Origin of the sequence: Marinobacter sp. AN1, from assembly GCF_026013985.1 — a bacterium.
Taxonomy (GTDB): domain Bacteria; phylum Pseudomonadota; class Gammaproteobacteria; order Pseudomonadales; family Oleiphilaceae; genus Marinobacter; species Marinobacter segnicrescens.
In genome coordinates this window covers 3,226,314-3,242,668 of the sequence record NZ_CP110342.1, presented here as the reverse complement: position 1 = coordinate 3,242,668, position 16,355 = coordinate 3,226,314, and the positions used below count along the sequence as shown (strand labels likewise).

The following is a 16,355-nucleotide window of genomic DNA, read 5'->3' as shown; positions in this document are numbered from 1 at the left end:
GTGAATGAGTCCGGAATGCTGCCTTTCCGGAACCCGTCTGGCAAGTCTTTTTGATGCCTGTCAGGGGAGTTCCTGGTGCTTCCTGCATCCCGATTCCCAATCACCACGCCCTGGCAGGCCCGGCACTGTCAGCCAGCCGCAGGGCGGTTCGGGCGAATGTGCAGGGCGATCCAGTGCTGGGCATGGCGGATCCAGCGGGCCACCGCCTTTGCAGTATTCCTGGCAGCCATCCGGGTATAGGCCCGGCGAAGCTCGACGGCATTGTGCAGTACGGTGGAGGGGACGGGATTAACTCTGGCTCGATCTTGCATACGTCTTACCTCCTGGTTGCATGGGTGTATTGCCTGATCGGGGCTGTGCCGCGGAGAAGGTAGTTTCCTGTCCGTCAGCACATGACTATTGTCTGGTTTCTTATGCGCAGTTTAAATACGTTAAACTGCATAGTCCCGTTGCAGATATGCAGTAACAAAAATCAATGACAGGACACCATCGATGGACTGGGATTACCTGAGATATGTACACGCCCTCGCCAATGGCGGGACCTGGCCAGGGCCGGTGAGTTGCTCGGCGTGCATCAGACTACGGTGCTGAGACGACTCGATCAGATGGAGTCTGACCTGGCGACCCGGTTGTTTGAACGAAACCGTGATGGCCTGGCCCTGACTCCGGCCGGTGAACTGGCCTATCGGGAAGCTGAGCGACTGGCGGTGGATGTGGAAAACCTGGAGCGCCGGCTGGCAGGGCAGCAGACGGATCCGGAAGGACGGGTGCGGCTGGCTACGACAGACAGCCTGCTCAATGGGCTACTGGCACCGCTTCTGGGCGAGTTGATAGCGGCCTACCCGGGCCTGGATATCGAGGCAATCACCTGCACCGACGTGGCAGGGCTGACATTGAGGGACGCTGACCTGGTGCTGCGTCCTACCAACCAGCCCCAGGAAACCCTGGTCGGACACCGGGTCGGCAGTATCGAGTCGGCTATCTATGGCAGCCCTGCCTATGTAGAAAGGCACCCCTTCGATGAATCTGACCTGCCAGGCGATCACGTATGGGTAATACCGGATGAAAGCTTTGTTCACCTGGCTACCGGGCGCTGGTACCGCCGTAACCTTCGTCGCGCCGGTTCGACGCTCAGATGCAACAGCCTCTATGGTATGTTCAGCCTGATTCGCAATGGTGGGGGGCTTGGTGTTTTGCCCTGCTACCTGGGAGATCCGGCACCGGAACTGACCCGCCTGTCGGACCCACTGGAAGGCGAGAGCATCGACCTGTGGCTGCTGGCGCACCAGGACCTTCGCAAGATGGCCCGGGTCAGGGTGGCCATGGACTTCCTGGCACAACGCCTCCGTGACCGGCAACGGCAGCTTGAAGGCCAACCCTGACGGGTAACCACTGATTGCCGGGGTGGTACCAACAAACTTTTGCCAGCGCCGACAGACAGGATAGAAGCATGACAGCCCTGCGTCCCTCCAACCGATCCGTACCCATGCCCCGCACCGGGCCAGAGCCCGTGCCTGTGCAGCCGGAACAGGCAGCCGCAGCTCTCGCCGACTTCATCCGGAACCATCCCCGGCTGATGGTTCTGACGGGTGCAGGGATCAGTACAGATTCCGGTATTCCGGATTACCGGGATGCCTCGGGTGCCTGGAAACGCCGGCAACCGGTGCAGCACCAGGCCTTCCTGGCGGATGAGGGGTTGCGACGTCGGTACTGGGGGCGCAGCCTGTTGGGTTGGCCGGTTATGCGAAACGCGACGCCCAACCGCGCCCACGGGTACCTGGCTGAACTGGAGGCCAGGGGACACGTCAGTCTGTTGGTCACCCAGAATGTCGATCGCCTGCACCAGCGTGCCGGGAGTCGCCAGGTGGTGGACCTGCATGGTCGGGCAGACCAGGTCGTGTGCATGGAATGTGGTTATCGCTGCGACCGGGACCAGGTACATGGCTGGTGTACCGATCTGAACCCGGGCTTTCTCCGGTTTCGTGCGAGTGCCGCGCCGGATGGTGATGCTGACCTGGAAGTGGACTTCAGCGGTTTTCGGGTGGCGGACTGTCCCGACTGTCATGGAGTTCTGAAACCGGATGTGGTCTTTTTCGGCGACTATGTGCCGCGGGAACGGGTCAGCCGTGCCCTGGAGTGCCTGCGTTCAGCAGATGGGCTGCTGGTTGTGGGCTCGTCCCTGATGGTCTACTCCGGTCTTCGTTTCTGCCGTTATGGGCGGGACTGGGGAAAACCAATGGCTGCCCTTAACCTGGGGCGAACCCGGGCCGACGATATGCTGGACCTGCGCCTTAATGCGCGGATTACCGAAACCCTGGAGCTTTGCCTCGAGCAGCTGGGCCCACCCTGAAAACACAAAAAAGGCCCGGCAGAAACTGCCGGGCCAAGACGACACTCTGCAAGCAGAGTGTTACCCCCAACGATTGCCGGATTCCCTTCCGGCCTGAGCGACTGGTCCCTGGTCGCTGTGTTCCTCAAATCCCCCGATTGATAACTGCCTGGGTTACCACATCATCGATGGAGCAGATCGGGCTTTCCCGGTCGACCCATGCGTCGCCGCCGAAGTACTGCTGGAAGATCTTCTCGGCAGTCCGGGTAGCCAGTGCCTGGGTGCTCAGGGTTGGGTTCGGGCCGCCCAGGGAGTTGGGCAGGGCCGAGTTATCGGCTATGAACAGACCCTGCACCGCCCGCGCCTCGCAGTTCTCATCCAGCACGGAGTTGCGGGCGCTGTCACCCATGCGCATGGAGGACTGCAGGTGCAGCAGTACAGGTGCCCAGTCGCTGCGAATAATCTTCCTGGCACCGGCAGCCCGCAGGATTTCCGCTGCCCGGGTGGCCAGGTAGTCCCGGTTGCGCTGGGTACGACGTGAGCGACGGCGCTTGTTGATATCCACCCTTGCTACAGGGCCGTGGTCGTCCCGGAATACACGGGAAACGTCTACCTTGTTCTGGTATTCCACGTCGTCGTCGGTCAGCACCAGGATACTCATCTGGCGGTTGATGTCCGACATCACCTCCTTGAGTTCGGTGCCATAGACGCGACCGGAATCGCCGTCCCACGCTCCCTGGCCGCCAATACCGTTGGTGTAGGCGCCACGGATACCACTATCGCTGTTGGTCAGGTTGTTGGCCTGTACCCCTGGTGTATTGGCCGTGTTCTGGATGGCTCCGTAGCCCGGGAAGTCTGCCCGGGACGAGCAGGAGGTGCCCCTGGCGCCGCCGACGTCATGGTCGAAAATGCCGGTCACCCAGTCCAGGGCATGGTCAGTCAGGCCCCGTCCAACCCAGCCATTGGGGTCTGGCAGGTCGCTGTTCATCCACAGTCTTGGATTTTCGATGCAACCGCCGGCCATGACCACGACCCGGGCATCTTCCGAATGAATCTCACCGGTGTTGACGTCTCGCCATTCAACGCCCGTTGCCTTCTGCAACCGACGGCCCCACTGGCGGTCGGAAAGAATGCGGGTGACGTAGGCGTCGCTGATCAGGGTGATCGCCTTGCCGCCGGGCTTCCACAGATCCGCCGTCAGTGCCATGGGCATGTAACTGTTGTCGGTGGAGCGGCGGGCCTTGAGGTTACGTGGAGCTCCCTTGGGCAGCATGCAGCCCTGGAAACAGTGGCCGCACAGAGTACAGCCGCTGGCGTCGGGGTAGTTCAGCTGGGACGGGTCGCTGGTGCGTCCGGCGTTGCCGCCCGGCTGCAGGATCGCGTTCTCCTGGGGGCGGAAGCCGGCATGGGTGATGTCCTTGCCAGTGATCGGACTCAGCCCGGCTGCCTCGGCGGCCTGGAAGAAGGCTTGTTCCTTGGTGCCCATGGCTGCTGTCTGTACTGGCAGGGTTGCTTCCGTCCACTCGTAGTAGCGACGCATTTCGCCGTAACTGAACGGGAATTTGTGACGGGAGTCGTACATGCCGTGATCACGGCCGCGGTAGCCCGCAAACACGCCCGGCATGGCCCGGGGGCTGTTGCCGTAATAGTGCAATGTAGTGCCACCAACACCGGAAACCTGGGAGAAACTTCCGGGGGTGACCAGCTCACGGAACCAGGCTGGCTTGGCAGGATCAGAAGGGCCGAACCGCAGTTTGCCGGTGAGGGAGCTGTTCATGTGGTTTTCAAGGGCAGACCATTGCTGCTCCGGCCTGGCGTGGCGGGCACCCGCTTCGAGTACCAGGACGTCCAGGCCCCGCTCGGCCAGTTCCTTTGCTACTACAGGGCCACCGCCACGGCGCCAATAATGATTACATCACGCATCAGACACTCCTCCGTCCCTGGTAATAACCAATAAAGTCATCGCTGCCGATGCCGCTGGGAGGCGCATCAGGCGCGTACTGGCTGAGTACCCAGCCTAACGGGCGCTGTGCCACTTCGCGGGTCTCGGGGTTGAATACGGCGAACTCGCAGTAACTGCCGAAGCCTGCAATACGCAAGATGAAGGCAACCATGGAAGACAGAACGCCCGGTGTCGCTTCCCGGTAATCCCGGTCAGGGATGTTCCAGGTGATAGCGCGTTTGAGCCAGGAGGATTCACTTTCCAGCTCTTCAAACACCCTGCACTTCTGCTCCCAGCCCAGGTTGGCGAACGGTGACGGGAACGGACCGTCGATGCTGCCTGCAACCCGGGTGGCTGCCAGGTTGACCAGCAGCGCCACCAGCACGGAGTTGGATACTTCGCCTTCCAGGTAGTCGGTAAAGGTGCTATTGAGGTTTTCGAGAAGGTATTCACCGTTCTCACCCACATCTCCGGCGGCCATCTCGGGGATATCCATCGGCTGGATCGCCAGGTAGGTGGCAATCGAAGCCAGCATCTGGCCCATGTAGGAGGCAGGCATGGGCACCAGCAGGTTCGTGCCCCCGGCCAGGTAAAGGTCGGCGCGGGTGGTGATGCCTCCGGGGTAGGGGGTGCTCACTCCCTGGTATTCGGAATAGGGGTCATTGCCGGGAACGCCGAAGGCGATCATGGCGAAGAACGTATCATCCCGTAGTCGGTCAAGGGCAGTGCGAAGCTGCTCTACGGTCCAGTCAACGGGTTCCACGTTCTCCTGTGGATTGTCGCGGCCCCAACGGCCCTTTCCCTTGTCGCGCCCCCAATGGGCGAAAGCCATGCCGGGATTGACGGCAGCGGCAGCGCCGAGCACACCAGAGCCGATCATTAGCTGACGCCTCCCGGAACTGATGGGTGAATTCGTCGATTTGGTTTCGGACACAAGCACCTCCCTCGCGGTTATTCGGGCCCACTGGAGGTGGCTGTGCCGGCCACCGGGCCCTGTTTTTATTGGAGAAACCCTGTTTCTCTTGTGTTGCGGACAAACAACGTTTCTCCGGCGCCGTCGCCGCACTGGCCATGTTCGTCAGCGAGGTAACGGCTTGGGAAATGTTAATGGCTGTTTAAGACAAAACCAGCAAATGTCTCGAAAAATAAGACACGTCTAACACTAATTATTTGCAGTTGAGACCCAGTTTGCATTTGACGGGTCGGGGCGGACAGTGAGGGAACCCGGCTGTCCGGAGGTGGGTTGGTATACGGAACCGGCCGGCACATAGGGCCTTTACAGAAATTTTACGGCATGGGGAACATAGGTTTACATCGGCAGCGGTACGGTGGGGCATGGCTGTAACGGCCAGGCAGTGCAAGCAAGACCTGACCACGAAAAGGAGATCAACCATGAGAAACCTGCTGATTGCTTTGTTGACTATTGGCCTGTTAGGTTCAGCGCCGCTGGCCCTGGCAGACCCGGACCGGAACGAATCCGGCTTCGTCAAGGCCCACGAACGCCATGACGGCTACCTGACCAAGCGAGTATACCGGGACCATCCGGGTCACCGGGGTCGGGGACACGATAAACACCACCATAAAAAAGGGCCGAAGTGGCATCATCGGGATCGTCATCACAGGCATAGCTATCGCGACCACAAGCGCCACTACCGTGACGATTACCCGAGGCACCGGCGTTCCTACCATGACCATGACCATGACCGTCGTGGTTCCTTCTTTGGCATCGCCGATGGGGACCGGGGTGTGCTGATCTGGAAAAACTGACCTTCCTCGCACCGGACCTTCGCCCTGGATAACGGTCAGGCCCAGCAGTCGGTGTAACCTTCTCCGGGCCTGGCCGCCTGGAGGGGCCACCCGAGCGTGATAGAAATTATCTTCCTTTCTGATTGATTGCCTCTAATTTAGAAAATCTGCCAAACCGGTCTATATTTATACAGATAGACAGGTCGACCGTTCTGTCGCAATGGTGCGAGCGGATTTGAGGAGGCAGAATCTCATGGAACTGGCAAAACAGTCTGGCAAAACGTCGCTGCCCGGGCGGACCTCTCTCCAGGACTACCTTCGCGATCTGCTGGCTGAGGCGGATATCCAGGTTGGTGGTGACAGGCCCTGGGACATGCAGGTGAACAACCCCGGCGTGGCCGAGCGCATCTTTACAGAAGGCAGTCTCGGGCTTGGCGAAGGTTACATGGACGGGGACTGGGAGGCCCAGGCCCTTGATGAGTTCATCCACCGGGTATTGCGGGCCCGGTTGCACCGGCAGGTCCGGCCCGCCCGGGTATTACTCCATTACCTGAAATCGCGGCTGCTCAATCGCCAGACCGTGTCCCGCGCGAAGGAGGTGGGCGAACGGCACTACGATCTGGGTAATGATTTCTACCGTGCCATGCTGGATTCCCGCATGACTTATACCTGTGGCTATTGGAAAGACGCCGATACCCTGGAGCAGGCCCAGCAGGCAAAGCTTGACCTGATCTGCCGCAAGCTGCAGCTGGAACCTGGCATGCGGGTGCTGGATATTGGTTGTGGTTGGGGCAGTTTCATGTCCTGGGCAGCGGAACATTATGGCGTGGAGTGTGTAGGGGTTACCATCTCCCGGGAGCAGGCGGACCTGGCCCGGCAGATGTACCCGGACCTGCCCCTGGAGTTCCGGTTGCAGGATTACCGGGATGTGGATGAGACTTTTGACCGTATCGTCAGTATTGGCATGTTCGAGCATGTGGGTAACAAGAATTACCGCACCTATATGGAAGTGGCGCACCGGTGCCTGAAAGAGGGTGGCCTGTTCCTGCTTCACACCATCGGAAAGAACGAGCGGGCGCCCCAGTCAGACCCCTGGATGGACAGGTATATTTTTCCTAACGGGGAACTGCCTTCTGTCGGGCAGATTGGTGATGCGGTGGATAATCTTTTCGTTGTCGAAGACCTTCATAATTTCGGTTCCGACTACGACCGTACCCTGATGGCGTGGTATCGAAACTTCGAAAAGGCCTGGCCTCGTTTTGCCGAAGACCTGGGGGAACGCTTTTTCCGCATGTGGCGCTTTTACCTTCTGTCCTGTGCCGGTGCCTTCCGCGCCCGGGACCTGCAGCTCTGGCAGTGGGTCCTTTCCAAGGGCAACCCCGAGGGGGTCTATGCACGGGTCACCTGACCTGAATTTGCGCTGCTCTATGGAACTGATTGCCGCCCTGTGCGAGTCTGTCCCGCTATTCCGGGAACCTCGTGTTACCAGCCCACGTCGGCAGGGCATGCACAGGCTTCCCGTCCGTGTTTCAGTTTCCAGGGAGTATGACAGATGGTGGCCAGCCCCGTGGCATCCCGCGAGTTCCTGTTTCAGTTGTTCGATGTACTGGATGTCGGTGCCCTGTTGGCGCGCTCCCGCTACCAGGAGCATTCCGGAAACTCGCTGAGAGCTGTGGTGGAAACCTTCAGCCGACTTGCTGAAGGCCGCAGCAGCGCTGGTGACGGGCAGGCTGAGGCACTGGCAGAGGGATCGGTGGGTGTGGTGCCGGAAGTCGTTCTTACCCTGGGTAATGGGCTTTACCAGGCCGATGGCCAGGCAAGCCGCCTGTTCAGAACCCGCTCGGAAGATCTCCTGGCGGTACCCATGTCGGTCATTCTTTCTGCCTGGCAACTGTTTCGTCAAACGCTGGCCGGCGCCGAACGGTCGGAACTGGATGCTGTCGACTCGGTAGACCTCCGTGGTCGGCTGCTGAGCGCCAAGACCCGGTGTGAAGCAGGGTTGGCAATGGTGCTCTACGGGGCTTCGCTGGCCGAGGATGTCCAGAGTCACCCCGATCCGGGGCACCGGGAAACCAGTGAGCGGCTGCTGGCGTTTCTGGAGCCTGTGCTGGCCTGGTGGCCCGGACAGGCAGCCTGGCAGGCCGCCGTATCGCTCGGGGAGGTACCAGCCCGGATACCCGACCCGGTAACCGGCAGCCATTTCGCCCGGGAATTCCTGGGGCAGCGTGTCTGGAGCCATCAGAGCCACGGCTTGCAGCTTTTCCTGCAGACCCTGCAGAAAGACCTTGAAGCGGCGGTTACACAGGACACCCGCCAGTGGGCCCTGTCACTGAGCGAAACGCTGCAACGGGCGGTAAAGGTAACACAGGTACTGGGCAAGGAATTACAGGCTGGTTCGCGGCAGCGGGTGCTAGCCAATGCTGGCCGGTACCTTCATCTGTTTGGTGAGATAGTGGCAGGCTGGATGTGGCTTCGCCTTGCCAACGCCGCAACACTGCGACTTCCGGGGGCCGAACCGGAGGACGAAGCTTTCCTGAGGGGTAAACTGCAAGCGGCCCGTTACTTCTTCCACTGGAGTCTGCCTGAGGTCGCCCAGGACCTGGTGCTGCTGCAGAACCAGGACACAACCTGTCTCGACATGAGGTCGGCCTGGTTCTGAAGCTCAGGCAAAGACGCCGATGAGGATCACGCCCAGTATGATGCGGTAGGCCACGAACGGCATCATGCCGATGCGTTTGATGAATGCCAGGAAGTAGTGGATGCACAGGTAGGCCGATATGCCAGACAGGGCGATGCCGGCGGCCATGGCCCCCCACTGGATGGGCTCCGGGGTTTCCAGCAGTGACCTGATCTGCAGGCCACTGGCCAGCACGATGACCGGGATCGACAGCAGGAATGAAAAACGGGAAGCGGCTTCCCGGTTCATCCCCATGAACAGTGCAGCGGTAATGGTAATGCCGGACCGCGACGTGCCCGGGAACAGCGCCAGCGCCTGGGCACAGCCGATGACCAGCACGTCTTTCCAGTTGATCTGTGCTTCGGTGCGGTCGCCCCGGTGGCGCAGGTCGGCCCAGGCCAGCACTATGCCGAACACAATCAGGCCGGCGGCAAGGTACAGGGGGGATCTCAGAACGGTTTCAATCGTGTCCTTGAAGGCGAGTCCTGCGAGGCCCACTGGAATGGTGCCGAACAGTACCGCCCAGGCGACCCGGGCATCTTCATCTGGCTGGCGGTTTTGCAGGGAACGGAGCCAGCTGCCGGTCATGGCGGCCAGGTCGCGGTGGAAATAGAGTACCACTGCCAGCAGACTGCCAAGGTGCAGGGCTACGTCAAAGGCCAGGCCCTGATCCTCCCACTCAGTCAGTACCGGCACCAGGATCAGGTGAGCGGAGGAGGATACCGGCAGAAATTCGGATATTCCCTGTACCAGGGATAGGATGACGATCTGAAGCCAGTCCATGGTGGATCCTGTGGGCGAAGAGTTTGGGTGGTAGTCTGTCGAAAGCCGGCTATTCTAAACAAAAAGCGATAACAACGAACAGTGAACAGAAGGAGACAGGCAAGGACATGGCCAATCCGAGACCGGTACTCGAAACGTCCCTCCGTGCAAAAATCACCCACTATATGCTTCAGCAGCAAATCATCGAGCTGGTTTACCGGGACTCGTCCGGGCAGGTGCAGGTCGTACATTCACGTATAAGGGACCTGTTCACCCGCCCGGGTGGAGACTTCGTGGCCCTGGACAAGGGTGTGCTGCTGGCGGTCGATCATATCCTGATTATCGATGGCCATAACCTGAACGGTTATTGATTACAGGTAATAATGAGGCAATGCAAAATATACATGTCCTGCCCTAGTATCGGTGGTGATCACACGGTGACTTGAATCACGTTCTGGAATGGAGTCGTGACGCCGTGTTCTCACCAACCAAAAGGGATGACCAATGAAAAAGCTGACGCTGAGTTTCTTCACACTGATGTTGCTTCTGGGACTGGCGGGTTGCAGCGATGACAGCGACGAGGGCGCCGACCTGGACCAGGCGGCCGAGAATGTCGAAGAGATGGCGGAAGATGCAGCCAGTGCTACCGAAGAGACCTTCGAGGATGCAACCGGCACGCAGGAAGGGCCGATAGAGGGCGCCGCAGAGTCTGCTTCTGATACCGCTGATGAAGTGGGTGAGGAAATGCAGGAAGCCGGCGAAGAGATCGATGAGTCCATGGATGAGGCCGGTGAGGAAATGGAAGAAGGTGCAGACGAAATGGTCCAGTAAAACGACCCTGTATCTCTGACTATTGAAAAGGCAGGCACCGGGAGGCGCCTGCCTTTTCCGTTATTCGGATCGGGGATAGCCTGGATGACCACCCCCGATCCTGGCTTGCTCCGTCAAACGGCGATTTCGCCACCGTCTTCGCGGGTGATCACGACAGTGGCTGATCTGGGCCGGCTACCTGCCGCCCCTACCTCGGTCGCGTCCCGCGAGGCTGCCGGCCAGGTGCTGACATCCGTATTGAACAGCTCGGCCGAGCCACCCTCGCCGGGGTGCTGGACATTGACGAACAGTGTTTTTGCATCCGGTGTCAGTGAAATCCCGGTGATCTCACACCCCCGGGGCCCTACGAAGAAGCGCTTGAGCTGGACATCGGTTGCGCTTTGCCCGATCCAGGATTCGACGGTGGACGTCACACCATCGTTGTCCGTCGTCATGACAGTCTTGCGTTCGCCATCGCGCACCGAACCGGGAATGGCCACCAGCATCTGGTTGTTGGTCACATCCGTCAGCGCACCATCATCCGTCTGGATCCAGATAACGCCCCGGTGGTCGATATAGAGGCCGTCCGGGCTAGAGAACTGATTGTCCACTGTCAGGCCAGACAGGTTGTAATCGGTATCACGGTCTGCCGCAGAACCGAACAGGAAGATATCCCACTCGAAGGTCGCTGCGGTGTTGTCGTCACTGGCCTCTTTCCAGCGAATGATATGGCCATTTGAGTTAACGGCGCGGGGGTTGGCCGGATCGGTTTCGTCAGCGGGGCGATTGCTCTGGTTGCCGTTGGTCAGGGTCAGGTACACCTCGCGGTTGATGGGGTGTACGGCGGCCCACTCCGGCCGGTCCATCTTCGTGGCACCCACGTGGTCTGCAGCAAGGCGGGTGGCCACCATGACATCACCCTGGTTACGGAACGGGTAGAGGGGGTTGTTCTCGTCAAGGCCGTTGACACCGTAGCTCAGTTCTTTCCATTCGCCAGTGCCGTCCTCACTGAATACGGCGACGTAGAGTTTGCCGTCGTCCAGGTACTTGTCCCCTGCCGCCAGTCCGAGGGTGGCATCGGCCGGGTCCCAGTTGGCGGTCGAAACATACTTGTAGACGTACTCGCCCCGGGAGTCGTCGCCCGAGTAGAACACCAGGGGCTTGCCTTCAACAGCTGGCGCCGCCCAGACGCCTTCATGGGAAAAACGGCCGAACGCGGTACGCACACGGGGTTTCTGCGCAGGACGGAACGGGTCTATTTCAGTGGCGAAGCCGTGAAGGTTGGCCTCGTTGCGGTAATCGTCCAGCGGAGAGGCCGCGGTGGCGGTCACGTCAAAGCGGGCATAGACATCGTTGCTGCTTGCCGTATCCCACTCGCGATAATTCCATCCCGGACCGATCACGTTGCCATTCAGGCCAATGGCGTAGCGGCTTGCCAGGGTATTCTCGGCGTCACTGCGGTTCGCGGTGTCATCAGTGCGGGTAAAGTAGGCGTACCAGTTCTCCTCAGCAGCAATGTAAGTGCCCCAGGGAGTGTAGCCGTTGGCGCAGTTATTCATGGTACCCCAGCGTTTGATGCCCTGGGGGGAGCTCTTGGTGCGCAGCAGGTCCGAGCCCGCTGCGGGCCCCTTGACGTCCATCTCGGTGAAGATGGTGACCCGGCGGTTGTACTGGGAGTCGCGAACCACTTCCCAGCGGCCATCGACCTTGCGGACTTCAATGCAGGAGACGCCATGGCCATTCATCTCACGGTCCACTTCAATCAGCGGACGGCTGCCGCCATTGTCGGCCGCGCTGGTGACCCCGTTCTCGTGCAGCGTCGCGTCTTCAAGGTTTTCGTGGTTGACGCACAGAATGCCCCGGTCCGAGCGATTCGGGTCGTAACGGCCGTCGTCGGAGATTCCGAAGAACCACATGCCATCGTGCTCATCGCCTGAACGACGGTCAAAGTCCACATCCGTGCCGTTATTGAGGTATTCGGACAGGCCCGCTTCGATCGGGTCGCCCTTGGCATAGAGCACTTCGGCACGGTAGCCCTGAGGCACGATGACACGGTCCTCCAGGGAGGTGGGAACAGAGTCAAAGCCCAGACTTTCGGGGGTTATCGTGGCGGTGCTGGTTTCTCCGGATGCCGCTGTGCCTGATGAGGAACCACCACTACCACAGGCAGACAGCCCCAGCGCGCTGACAACGCCCAGCGTCGCGGCGGACGCGGAGCCTTTCAGCAGGGTCCGTCGGGAAAGCCTGGCGGAAACAATGGTCTCGAAGGCGGGGTTCTGGCTTTTATTACTGTCTTCAACGGGATGATGTCCCATAGTGCGCTCCTTGGTCTCTCTTTACTGCCAGCGCTGCCCGGAAGGGGGAAGGCTGGCAGGCATCGGGTGTCTTGGGTCAGGCAAAGCTTGGCGTGACTTGGTGACAGTTCGTTGACCGGCGCGTTACAGGAAGATAAAAGCATACAGCTGTGCGGGCTGTGGTTACGGAGTCGGATTCGTTCGGGTGAGTGTCAATTGATGTAAATTCCATGTCCCATATCACTAAAGTCGGATTCCCTCGGTGTTACTTTGTCGTATGCTGATTTGAGCAGAATATGATCAAAACAAGAATAGTGAGGACACCATGGGCGTTTTGAACCGGTTTACAGCACTGGCCGGACTGGGTTTGTTGCTGGTTACCTGCGCAACAGCAGGCGTAACGGTCAGGTTTGCAGGCGCGAGCCCATGGCAGGTGTTCGTGGTTACACTGATCGTAGGCCTGTTGTTGGCCCTTGTCTGGTGGTACCGGCTTGTCGTTCCCCATGCGCGGGCGTTAAACCAGCTCTCACGGGGTGAGCTTCCCGATGATCATCCCCTATATCAACGATTCAGCACCCTCCTGGAACAAGCGGCGGCCGGCAGGGCCCTCACAGAGACACTATCGGGCTCGGCGGACCATAATGCCGTTTCTGCTGCCGAAGTGTCCTGGGCAGCTGATCAGCTCAAGCAACGCCTTGATCGACAGGTCACCGAAATACGGCAAATGGCCGACTATGCCAGCCAGGTTACCGAAACGGTCCGCGAAAGTGCCCGCAAGGCAGGAGAGGCGGCGGAAGTGGCCCGGGGAGCCAGTCGTCTGAGTGGGGAAGGGCGTACGGCGCTGGGAACAGCGCTCGGGGATATCCGCCAGGTTTATCAGCAATCAGAGCAGAACCTGAACCTGATTCGCGACCTTGATGGTAAGTCAGACAAGATCCAGGGCGTGACCTCGGTTATCGAGGCCATTGCCGAGCAAACCAACCTGCTTGCCCTGAACGCCGCCATCGAAGCGGCCCGGGCCGGCGAGCAGGGTCGGGGTTTTGCGGTCGTTGCGGATGAGGTACGCCACCTGGCAGCCCGGACCACCGAGGCCACTACGGAGGTGGCCGCTGTGCTGGCGGATATCCGCGAATCCACCGCGCGCATCCTCGCAGGCGTCGAAGAGCTGGCCTATACCGTTGACCGGGGGCTGGAGTCGGTCCAGTCGGTGTCAGGTAACCTTGAGCAGATCGGGGAGCAGGCCGACCTGCTGGAAAGTGAAGTGGACGTCATCGCCGAGGGTGACCGGGAGAACGAGCGCAACCTTGAGCAGATTCTGAAGGGGGTCGAGACACTGCGGGATGAAATGGCCGAAAGTGACCGTGGGGTGGGAGACCTGGCTACCCAGGCTACCCGCCTGATGGACCTTGCGGAGCAGGCCAACGCGGCGTTTGCGGCCAACAGCCAGGCCAGCTATCACCGCTTCTTCTTCGATCAGGCAACCAGTGCCGCGGGAAAGATTGGCGAGCGTTTCGAAGAGGCACTGCGACTGGGCGAGCTGACTGAAGGTCAGTTATTTGACCGAAACCGGCAGCCGGTTGCCAACACCACGCCCACCAAGTACCACAGTGGCTTTGATGCCTTTACCGACAAGGTGCTTCCGGCTATCCAGGAGCCGGTGGTGGCCGCCCACGATGCCCTGGTCTTCGCGATCACTACGGCCCCGGACGGTTATGTGCCTACCCACAACCGGGCCTTTGCCCACGAGCCAACCGGCGACCCCCAGCAGGACCTGGTTCGCAGCCGCAGCAAGCGACTGTTCAATGATCGCACCGGTGCCCGTTGTGGCAGCCATACCGATACCATGCTGCTGCAGACCTATCGACGGGACACCGGTGAGATCATGCATGACCTTTCGGTACCGATATTCGTGAACGGCCGTCACTGGGGTGGTTTCCGTCTTGGCTATCGCCCATCCGGTCATTGAAGTGATTGAGGTACACCCTATACTGGTTGTGCATTCCCAATGACAGGACCGGCCCTTGAACGATCAGGACAGCAATCAGGAATACATACCCGCCCGTCGCCGTGAGCAGCGCTACAGCGACGACCCTCTCTGGAAAATCGTGGTCGTGGTCTACCTGTTGCAGGCCCTGGCCATACCCACCAGTGGCCTGATGGCGGTGGCCGGTGTCATTATCAATTACCTGAAACAGGACGAGGTGCGCACAAGTCCCCTGGATGCCCATTTCCGCTGGCAGATCCGCACCTTCTGGATCGCCCTGTTGTGGGCGGTGATCGGTACCGTGACGACCTTCCTGATTATTGGCTGGTTTATCCTGGTCGGGCTGGCCATCTGGTACATCTACCGGGTGGTACGGGGCGCCCTGGCCCTGAACGATGGCAGGGCGCCTTGATTGCACGTCAATCAGCTTTCTGAACCCGCAGAAACCTCTTCCAGTCGCAGGGCACTGATCGTACCAGCCAGTCCCATCAGTCCCAGGGCCAGGATAACCGCTACCTCAGAGATGATGGAGATCAGGGCAGTCAGGCCACCGGCGGCTAGCAGCAGCAGTCCGATGACCGAGTTGCTGACAGAGGTGTAGTCAGTACGCTTGTTGCCCCCGGCCATATCCACCAGGTAGGTTTTGCGGCCCAGCCTCACGCCCGCATGGGCAATGCTGAGCACAAAGAACGCCAGCGGGTAGAACCACATTCCGCCCACATCATCCCCCGCCGCCAGTGCAATGAGCCCCACCAGCAGGCAGACACCACTGGCAATGGCAGCACCGCGGATCATTACCTGGCGGCTGCTGGCGTCAGCCATCCAGCCCCAGACGCTGGCACTGACGGAACTGGCCAGGCTGCTGGCCAACAGGAACACCCCCAGCAACCAGGCAGAATCTGCCTGGTTCTGGGCCAGTAATACAAAGTAGGGTGAGGCCAGGGCAGAGCAAAGCAGGAGCGCCCGGGTAATCACGAAATGGCGAAATGGCGGGTCATCCCGCAACAGCCCCAGATTACTGATCGCATCCTTGAGGGCATTACCACCACCGCTGGTTTCCCCCTCGTATTCATCGACACTGGCAAACAACAGCCCGGCGATAATCCACAGCCCGCCGGCGAGCAACAGCAACAGGCTGTAGAACAGCATGGACGGGTCGCCCCGGTCCCAGAACAGCAATACCGTCAGGATGACGGTCATGGTTCCGCCCAGGGTGGTTGCCAGGCCCGACAGCCGGCCCCGGCGGCCCTTGGGGATACACTTGCCCTGTACATCCTTCATGGACACAGAGCAGAACCCCCGGGCCAGCGAGAACACCACCAGCGCGGCGACGACAGCACCGCCGGCTGCATACCCCTCGAGGAACCAGACGCTGGCAGCCATGGCCATCACGCTGATGGCCTGGCCGAAGGCTCCCAGGGTCCAGAACCACTTCCGCACAGGCTTGCGGCGAACCCAGGCGCCGATAACCATCTGGGGCAGCATGGACCCGGACTCCCGGATGGGAACCAGCCAGGCTACCAGGCCGGGGGCGCCCACCGCGTTGAGTAGCCAGGCCAGCACGGTTTTTGGGCTGATCAGCAGGTCGCCCAGCTTGGTGAGCACGTTACTGGCAAGGATCAGGAAAAAATTACGGGGAACCTCGCGACAGGCCTCTTCCGGCAGGTCGCTACAAGTTCGCGCATCCTCTTCGTTGGCAATCAGGGCATAGAGCTGCTCGGTGGTGCGGTTGGCATCCGGTTGTCTGCTCAAGGGCAACCTCTCGTGCTGGTGGGTGTCAGTGGCGGTTACATAGGGTACCAGCCCCGGCA

The 16,355-nt window shown here is 60.3% G+C and carries 15 protein-coding genes; 9 read left to right on the top strand and 6 right to left on the bottom strand.

Going from position 1 to position 16,355, the window contains the following annotated elements:
• Positions 1-128: 128 nt before the first annotated feature.
• Positions 129-311, bottom strand: coding sequence for a hypothetical protein (locus LJ360_RS14825; RefSeq protein WP_091849825.1), 183 nt, complete (start codon positions 309-311; stop codon positions 129-131).
• Between the two features lie 258 nt (positions 312-569).
• Between LJ360_RS14825 and LJ360_RS14820 the strand changes: the two genes are divergently transcribed.
• Together LJ360_RS14820 and LJ360_RS14815 are read left to right on the top strand one after the other, a co-directional pair.
• A complete protein-coding gene (locus LJ360_RS14820; RefSeq protein WP_264994416.1) occupies positions 570-1,382 on the top strand; it encodes a LysR family transcriptional regulator in 813 nt (270 codons plus the stop codon).
• A gap of 104 nt (positions 1,383-1,486) precedes the next feature.
• Positions 1,487-2,350 carry an NAD-dependent protein deacetylase gene (locus tag LJ360_RS14815; protein ID WP_245742523.1) on the top strand — a complete coding sequence of 288 codons (864 nt, stop codon included), beginning with the start codon at positions 1,487-1,489 and terminating at the stop codon, positions 2,348-2,350.
• Between the two features lie 124 nt (positions 2,351-2,474).
• Here the strand turns inward: LJ360_RS14815 and LJ360_RS14810 are convergent, their stop codons facing one another.
• Positions 2,475-4,106: a GMC family oxidoreductase N-terminal domain-containing protein gene (locus LJ360_RS14810; protein ID WP_264994415.1), complete on the bottom strand. Its 1,632-nt coding sequence runs from the start codon at positions 4,104-4,106 to the stop codon at positions 2,475-2,477.
• Between the two features lie 145 nt (positions 4,107-4,251).
• Entirely contained in the window at positions 4,252-5,151 is a 900-nt protein-coding gene (locus LJ360_RS14805) for a hypothetical protein (RefSeq protein WP_091849818.1), read from the bottom strand.
• A gap of 512 nt (positions 5,152-5,663) precedes the next feature.
• Between LJ360_RS14805 and LJ360_RS14800 the strand changes: the two genes are divergently transcribed.
• The 3 genes from LJ360_RS14800 to LJ360_RS14790 all read left to right on the top strand — a co-directional run bounded on the left by LJ360_RS14800 (position 5,664) and on the right by LJ360_RS14790 (position 8,676).
• Complete coding sequence (locus tag LJ360_RS14800; RefSeq protein ID WP_091849816.1) at positions 5,664-6,038, top strand: hypothetical protein; 375 nt, start codon at positions 5,664-5,666, stop codon at positions 6,036-6,038.
• 304 nt (positions 6,039-6,342) lie between these two features.
• On the top strand, positions 6,343-7,425 hold the full coding sequence (gene cfa, locus LJ360_RS14795; protein WP_413774433.1) for a cyclopropane fatty acyl phospholipid synthase: 1,083 nt from the start codon (positions 6,343-6,345) through the stop codon (positions 7,423-7,425).
• 144 nt (positions 7,426-7,569) lie between these two features.
• Positions 7,570-8,676: an acyl-CoA dehydrogenase C-terminal domain-containing protein gene (locus LJ360_RS14790; protein WP_091849812.1), complete on the top strand. Its 1,107-nt coding sequence runs from the start codon at positions 7,570-7,572 to the stop codon at positions 8,674-8,676.
• Between the two features lie 3 nt (positions 8,677-8,679).
• Here LJ360_RS14790 and LJ360_RS14785 read toward each other — a convergent pair whose 3' ends face one another.
• Positions 8,680-9,477: an undecaprenyl-diphosphate phosphatase gene (locus tag LJ360_RS14785; RefSeq protein ID WP_091849810.1), complete on the bottom strand. Its 798-nt coding sequence runs from the start codon at positions 9,475-9,477 to the stop codon at positions 8,680-8,682.
• Positions 9,478-9,584: 107 nt separating this feature from the next.
• On the opposite strand from LJ360_RS14785, the gene LJ360_RS14780 reads away from it, so the two are divergent.
• Both LJ360_RS14780 and LJ360_RS14775 read left to right on the top strand, forming a co-directional pair.
• Positions 9,585-9,827 (top strand): hypothetical protein, encoded by a 243-nt coding sequence (locus tag LJ360_RS14780; RefSeq protein ID WP_091849808.1) that lies wholly within the window; start codon positions 9,585-9,587, stop codon positions 9,825-9,827.
• 133 nt (positions 9,828-9,960) lie between these two features.
• Entirely contained in the window at positions 9,961-10,287 is a 327-nt protein-coding gene (locus LJ360_RS14775) for a hypothetical protein (RefSeq protein ID WP_091849806.1), read from the top strand.
• A 113-nt stretch (positions 10,288-10,400) separates the two neighbouring features.
• On the opposite strand, the gene LJ360_RS14770 is transcribed toward LJ360_RS14775, so the two are convergent.
• Entirely contained in the window at positions 10,401-12,581 is a 2,181-nt protein-coding gene (locus LJ360_RS14770; RefSeq protein WP_091849804.1) for a PhoX family protein, read from the bottom strand.
• 304 nt (positions 12,582-12,885) lie between these two features.
• Between LJ360_RS14770 and LJ360_RS14765 the strand changes: the two genes are divergently transcribed.
• Together LJ360_RS14765 and LJ360_RS14760 are read left to right on the top strand one after the other, a co-directional pair.
• Positions 12,886-14,526 carry a methyl-accepting chemotaxis protein gene (locus LJ360_RS14765; protein ID WP_091849802.1) on the top strand — a complete coding sequence of 547 codons (1,641 nt, stop codon included), beginning with the start codon at positions 12,886-12,888 and terminating at the stop codon, positions 14,524-14,526.
• A gap of 55 nt (positions 14,527-14,581) precedes the next feature.
• Complete coding sequence (locus LJ360_RS14760) at positions 14,582-14,956, top strand: DUF4870 family protein (RefSeq protein WP_245742514.1); 375 nt, start codon at positions 14,582-14,584, stop codon at positions 14,954-14,956.
• 11 nt (positions 14,957-14,967) lie between these two features.
• Here LJ360_RS14760 and LJ360_RS14755 read toward each other — a convergent pair whose 3' ends face one another.
• On the bottom strand, positions 14,968-16,296 hold the full coding sequence (locus tag LJ360_RS14755) for an MFS transporter (RefSeq protein ID WP_413774370.1): 1,329 nt from the start codon (positions 16,294-16,296) through the stop codon (positions 14,968-14,970).
• Positions 16,297-16,355: the final 59 nt, after the last annotated feature.

Coding starts and splice junctions, on each gene's coding strand:
- LJ360_RS14825 (WP_091849825.1), bottom strand. CDS start 311: ATGCAAGATCGAGCCAGAGTTAATCCCGTCCCCTCCACCGTACTGCAC.
- LJ360_RS14815 (WP_245742523.1), top strand. CDS start 1,487: ATGCCCCGCACCGGGCCAGAGCCCGTGCCTGTGCAGCCGGAACAGGCA.
- LJ360_RS14810 (WP_264994415.1), bottom strand. CDS start 4,106: ATGAACAGCTCCCTCACCGGCAAACTGCGGTTCGGCCCTTCTGATCCT.
- LJ360_RS14805 (WP_091849818.1), bottom strand. CDS start 5,151: ATGATCGGCTCTGGTGTGCTCGGCGCTGCCGCTGCCGTCAATCCCGGC.
- LJ360_RS14800 (WP_091849816.1), top strand. CDS start 5,664: ATGAGAAACCTGCTGATTGCTTTGTTGACTATTGGCCTGTTAGGTTCA.
- LJ360_RS14790 (WP_091849812.1), top strand. CDS start 7,570: ATGGTGGCCAGCCCCGTGGCATCCCGCGAGTTCCTGTTTCAGTTGTTC.
- LJ360_RS14785 (WP_091849810.1), bottom strand. CDS start 9,477: ATGGACTGGCTTCAGATCGTCATCCTATCCCTGGTACAGGGAATATCC.
- LJ360_RS14780 (WP_091849808.1), top strand. CDS start 9,585: ATGGCCAATCCGAGACCGGTACTCGAAACGTCCCTCCGTGCAAAAATC.
- LJ360_RS14775 (WP_091849806.1), top strand. CDS start 9,961: ATGAAAAAGCTGACGCTGAGTTTCTTCACACTGATGTTGCTTCTGGGA.
- LJ360_RS14770 (WP_091849804.1), bottom strand. CDS start 12,581: ATGGGACATCATCCCGTTGAAGACAGTAATAAAAGCCAGAACCCCGCC.
- LJ360_RS14765 (WP_091849802.1), top strand. CDS start 12,886: ATGGGCGTTTTGAACCGGTTTACAGCACTGGCCGGACTGGGTTTGTTG.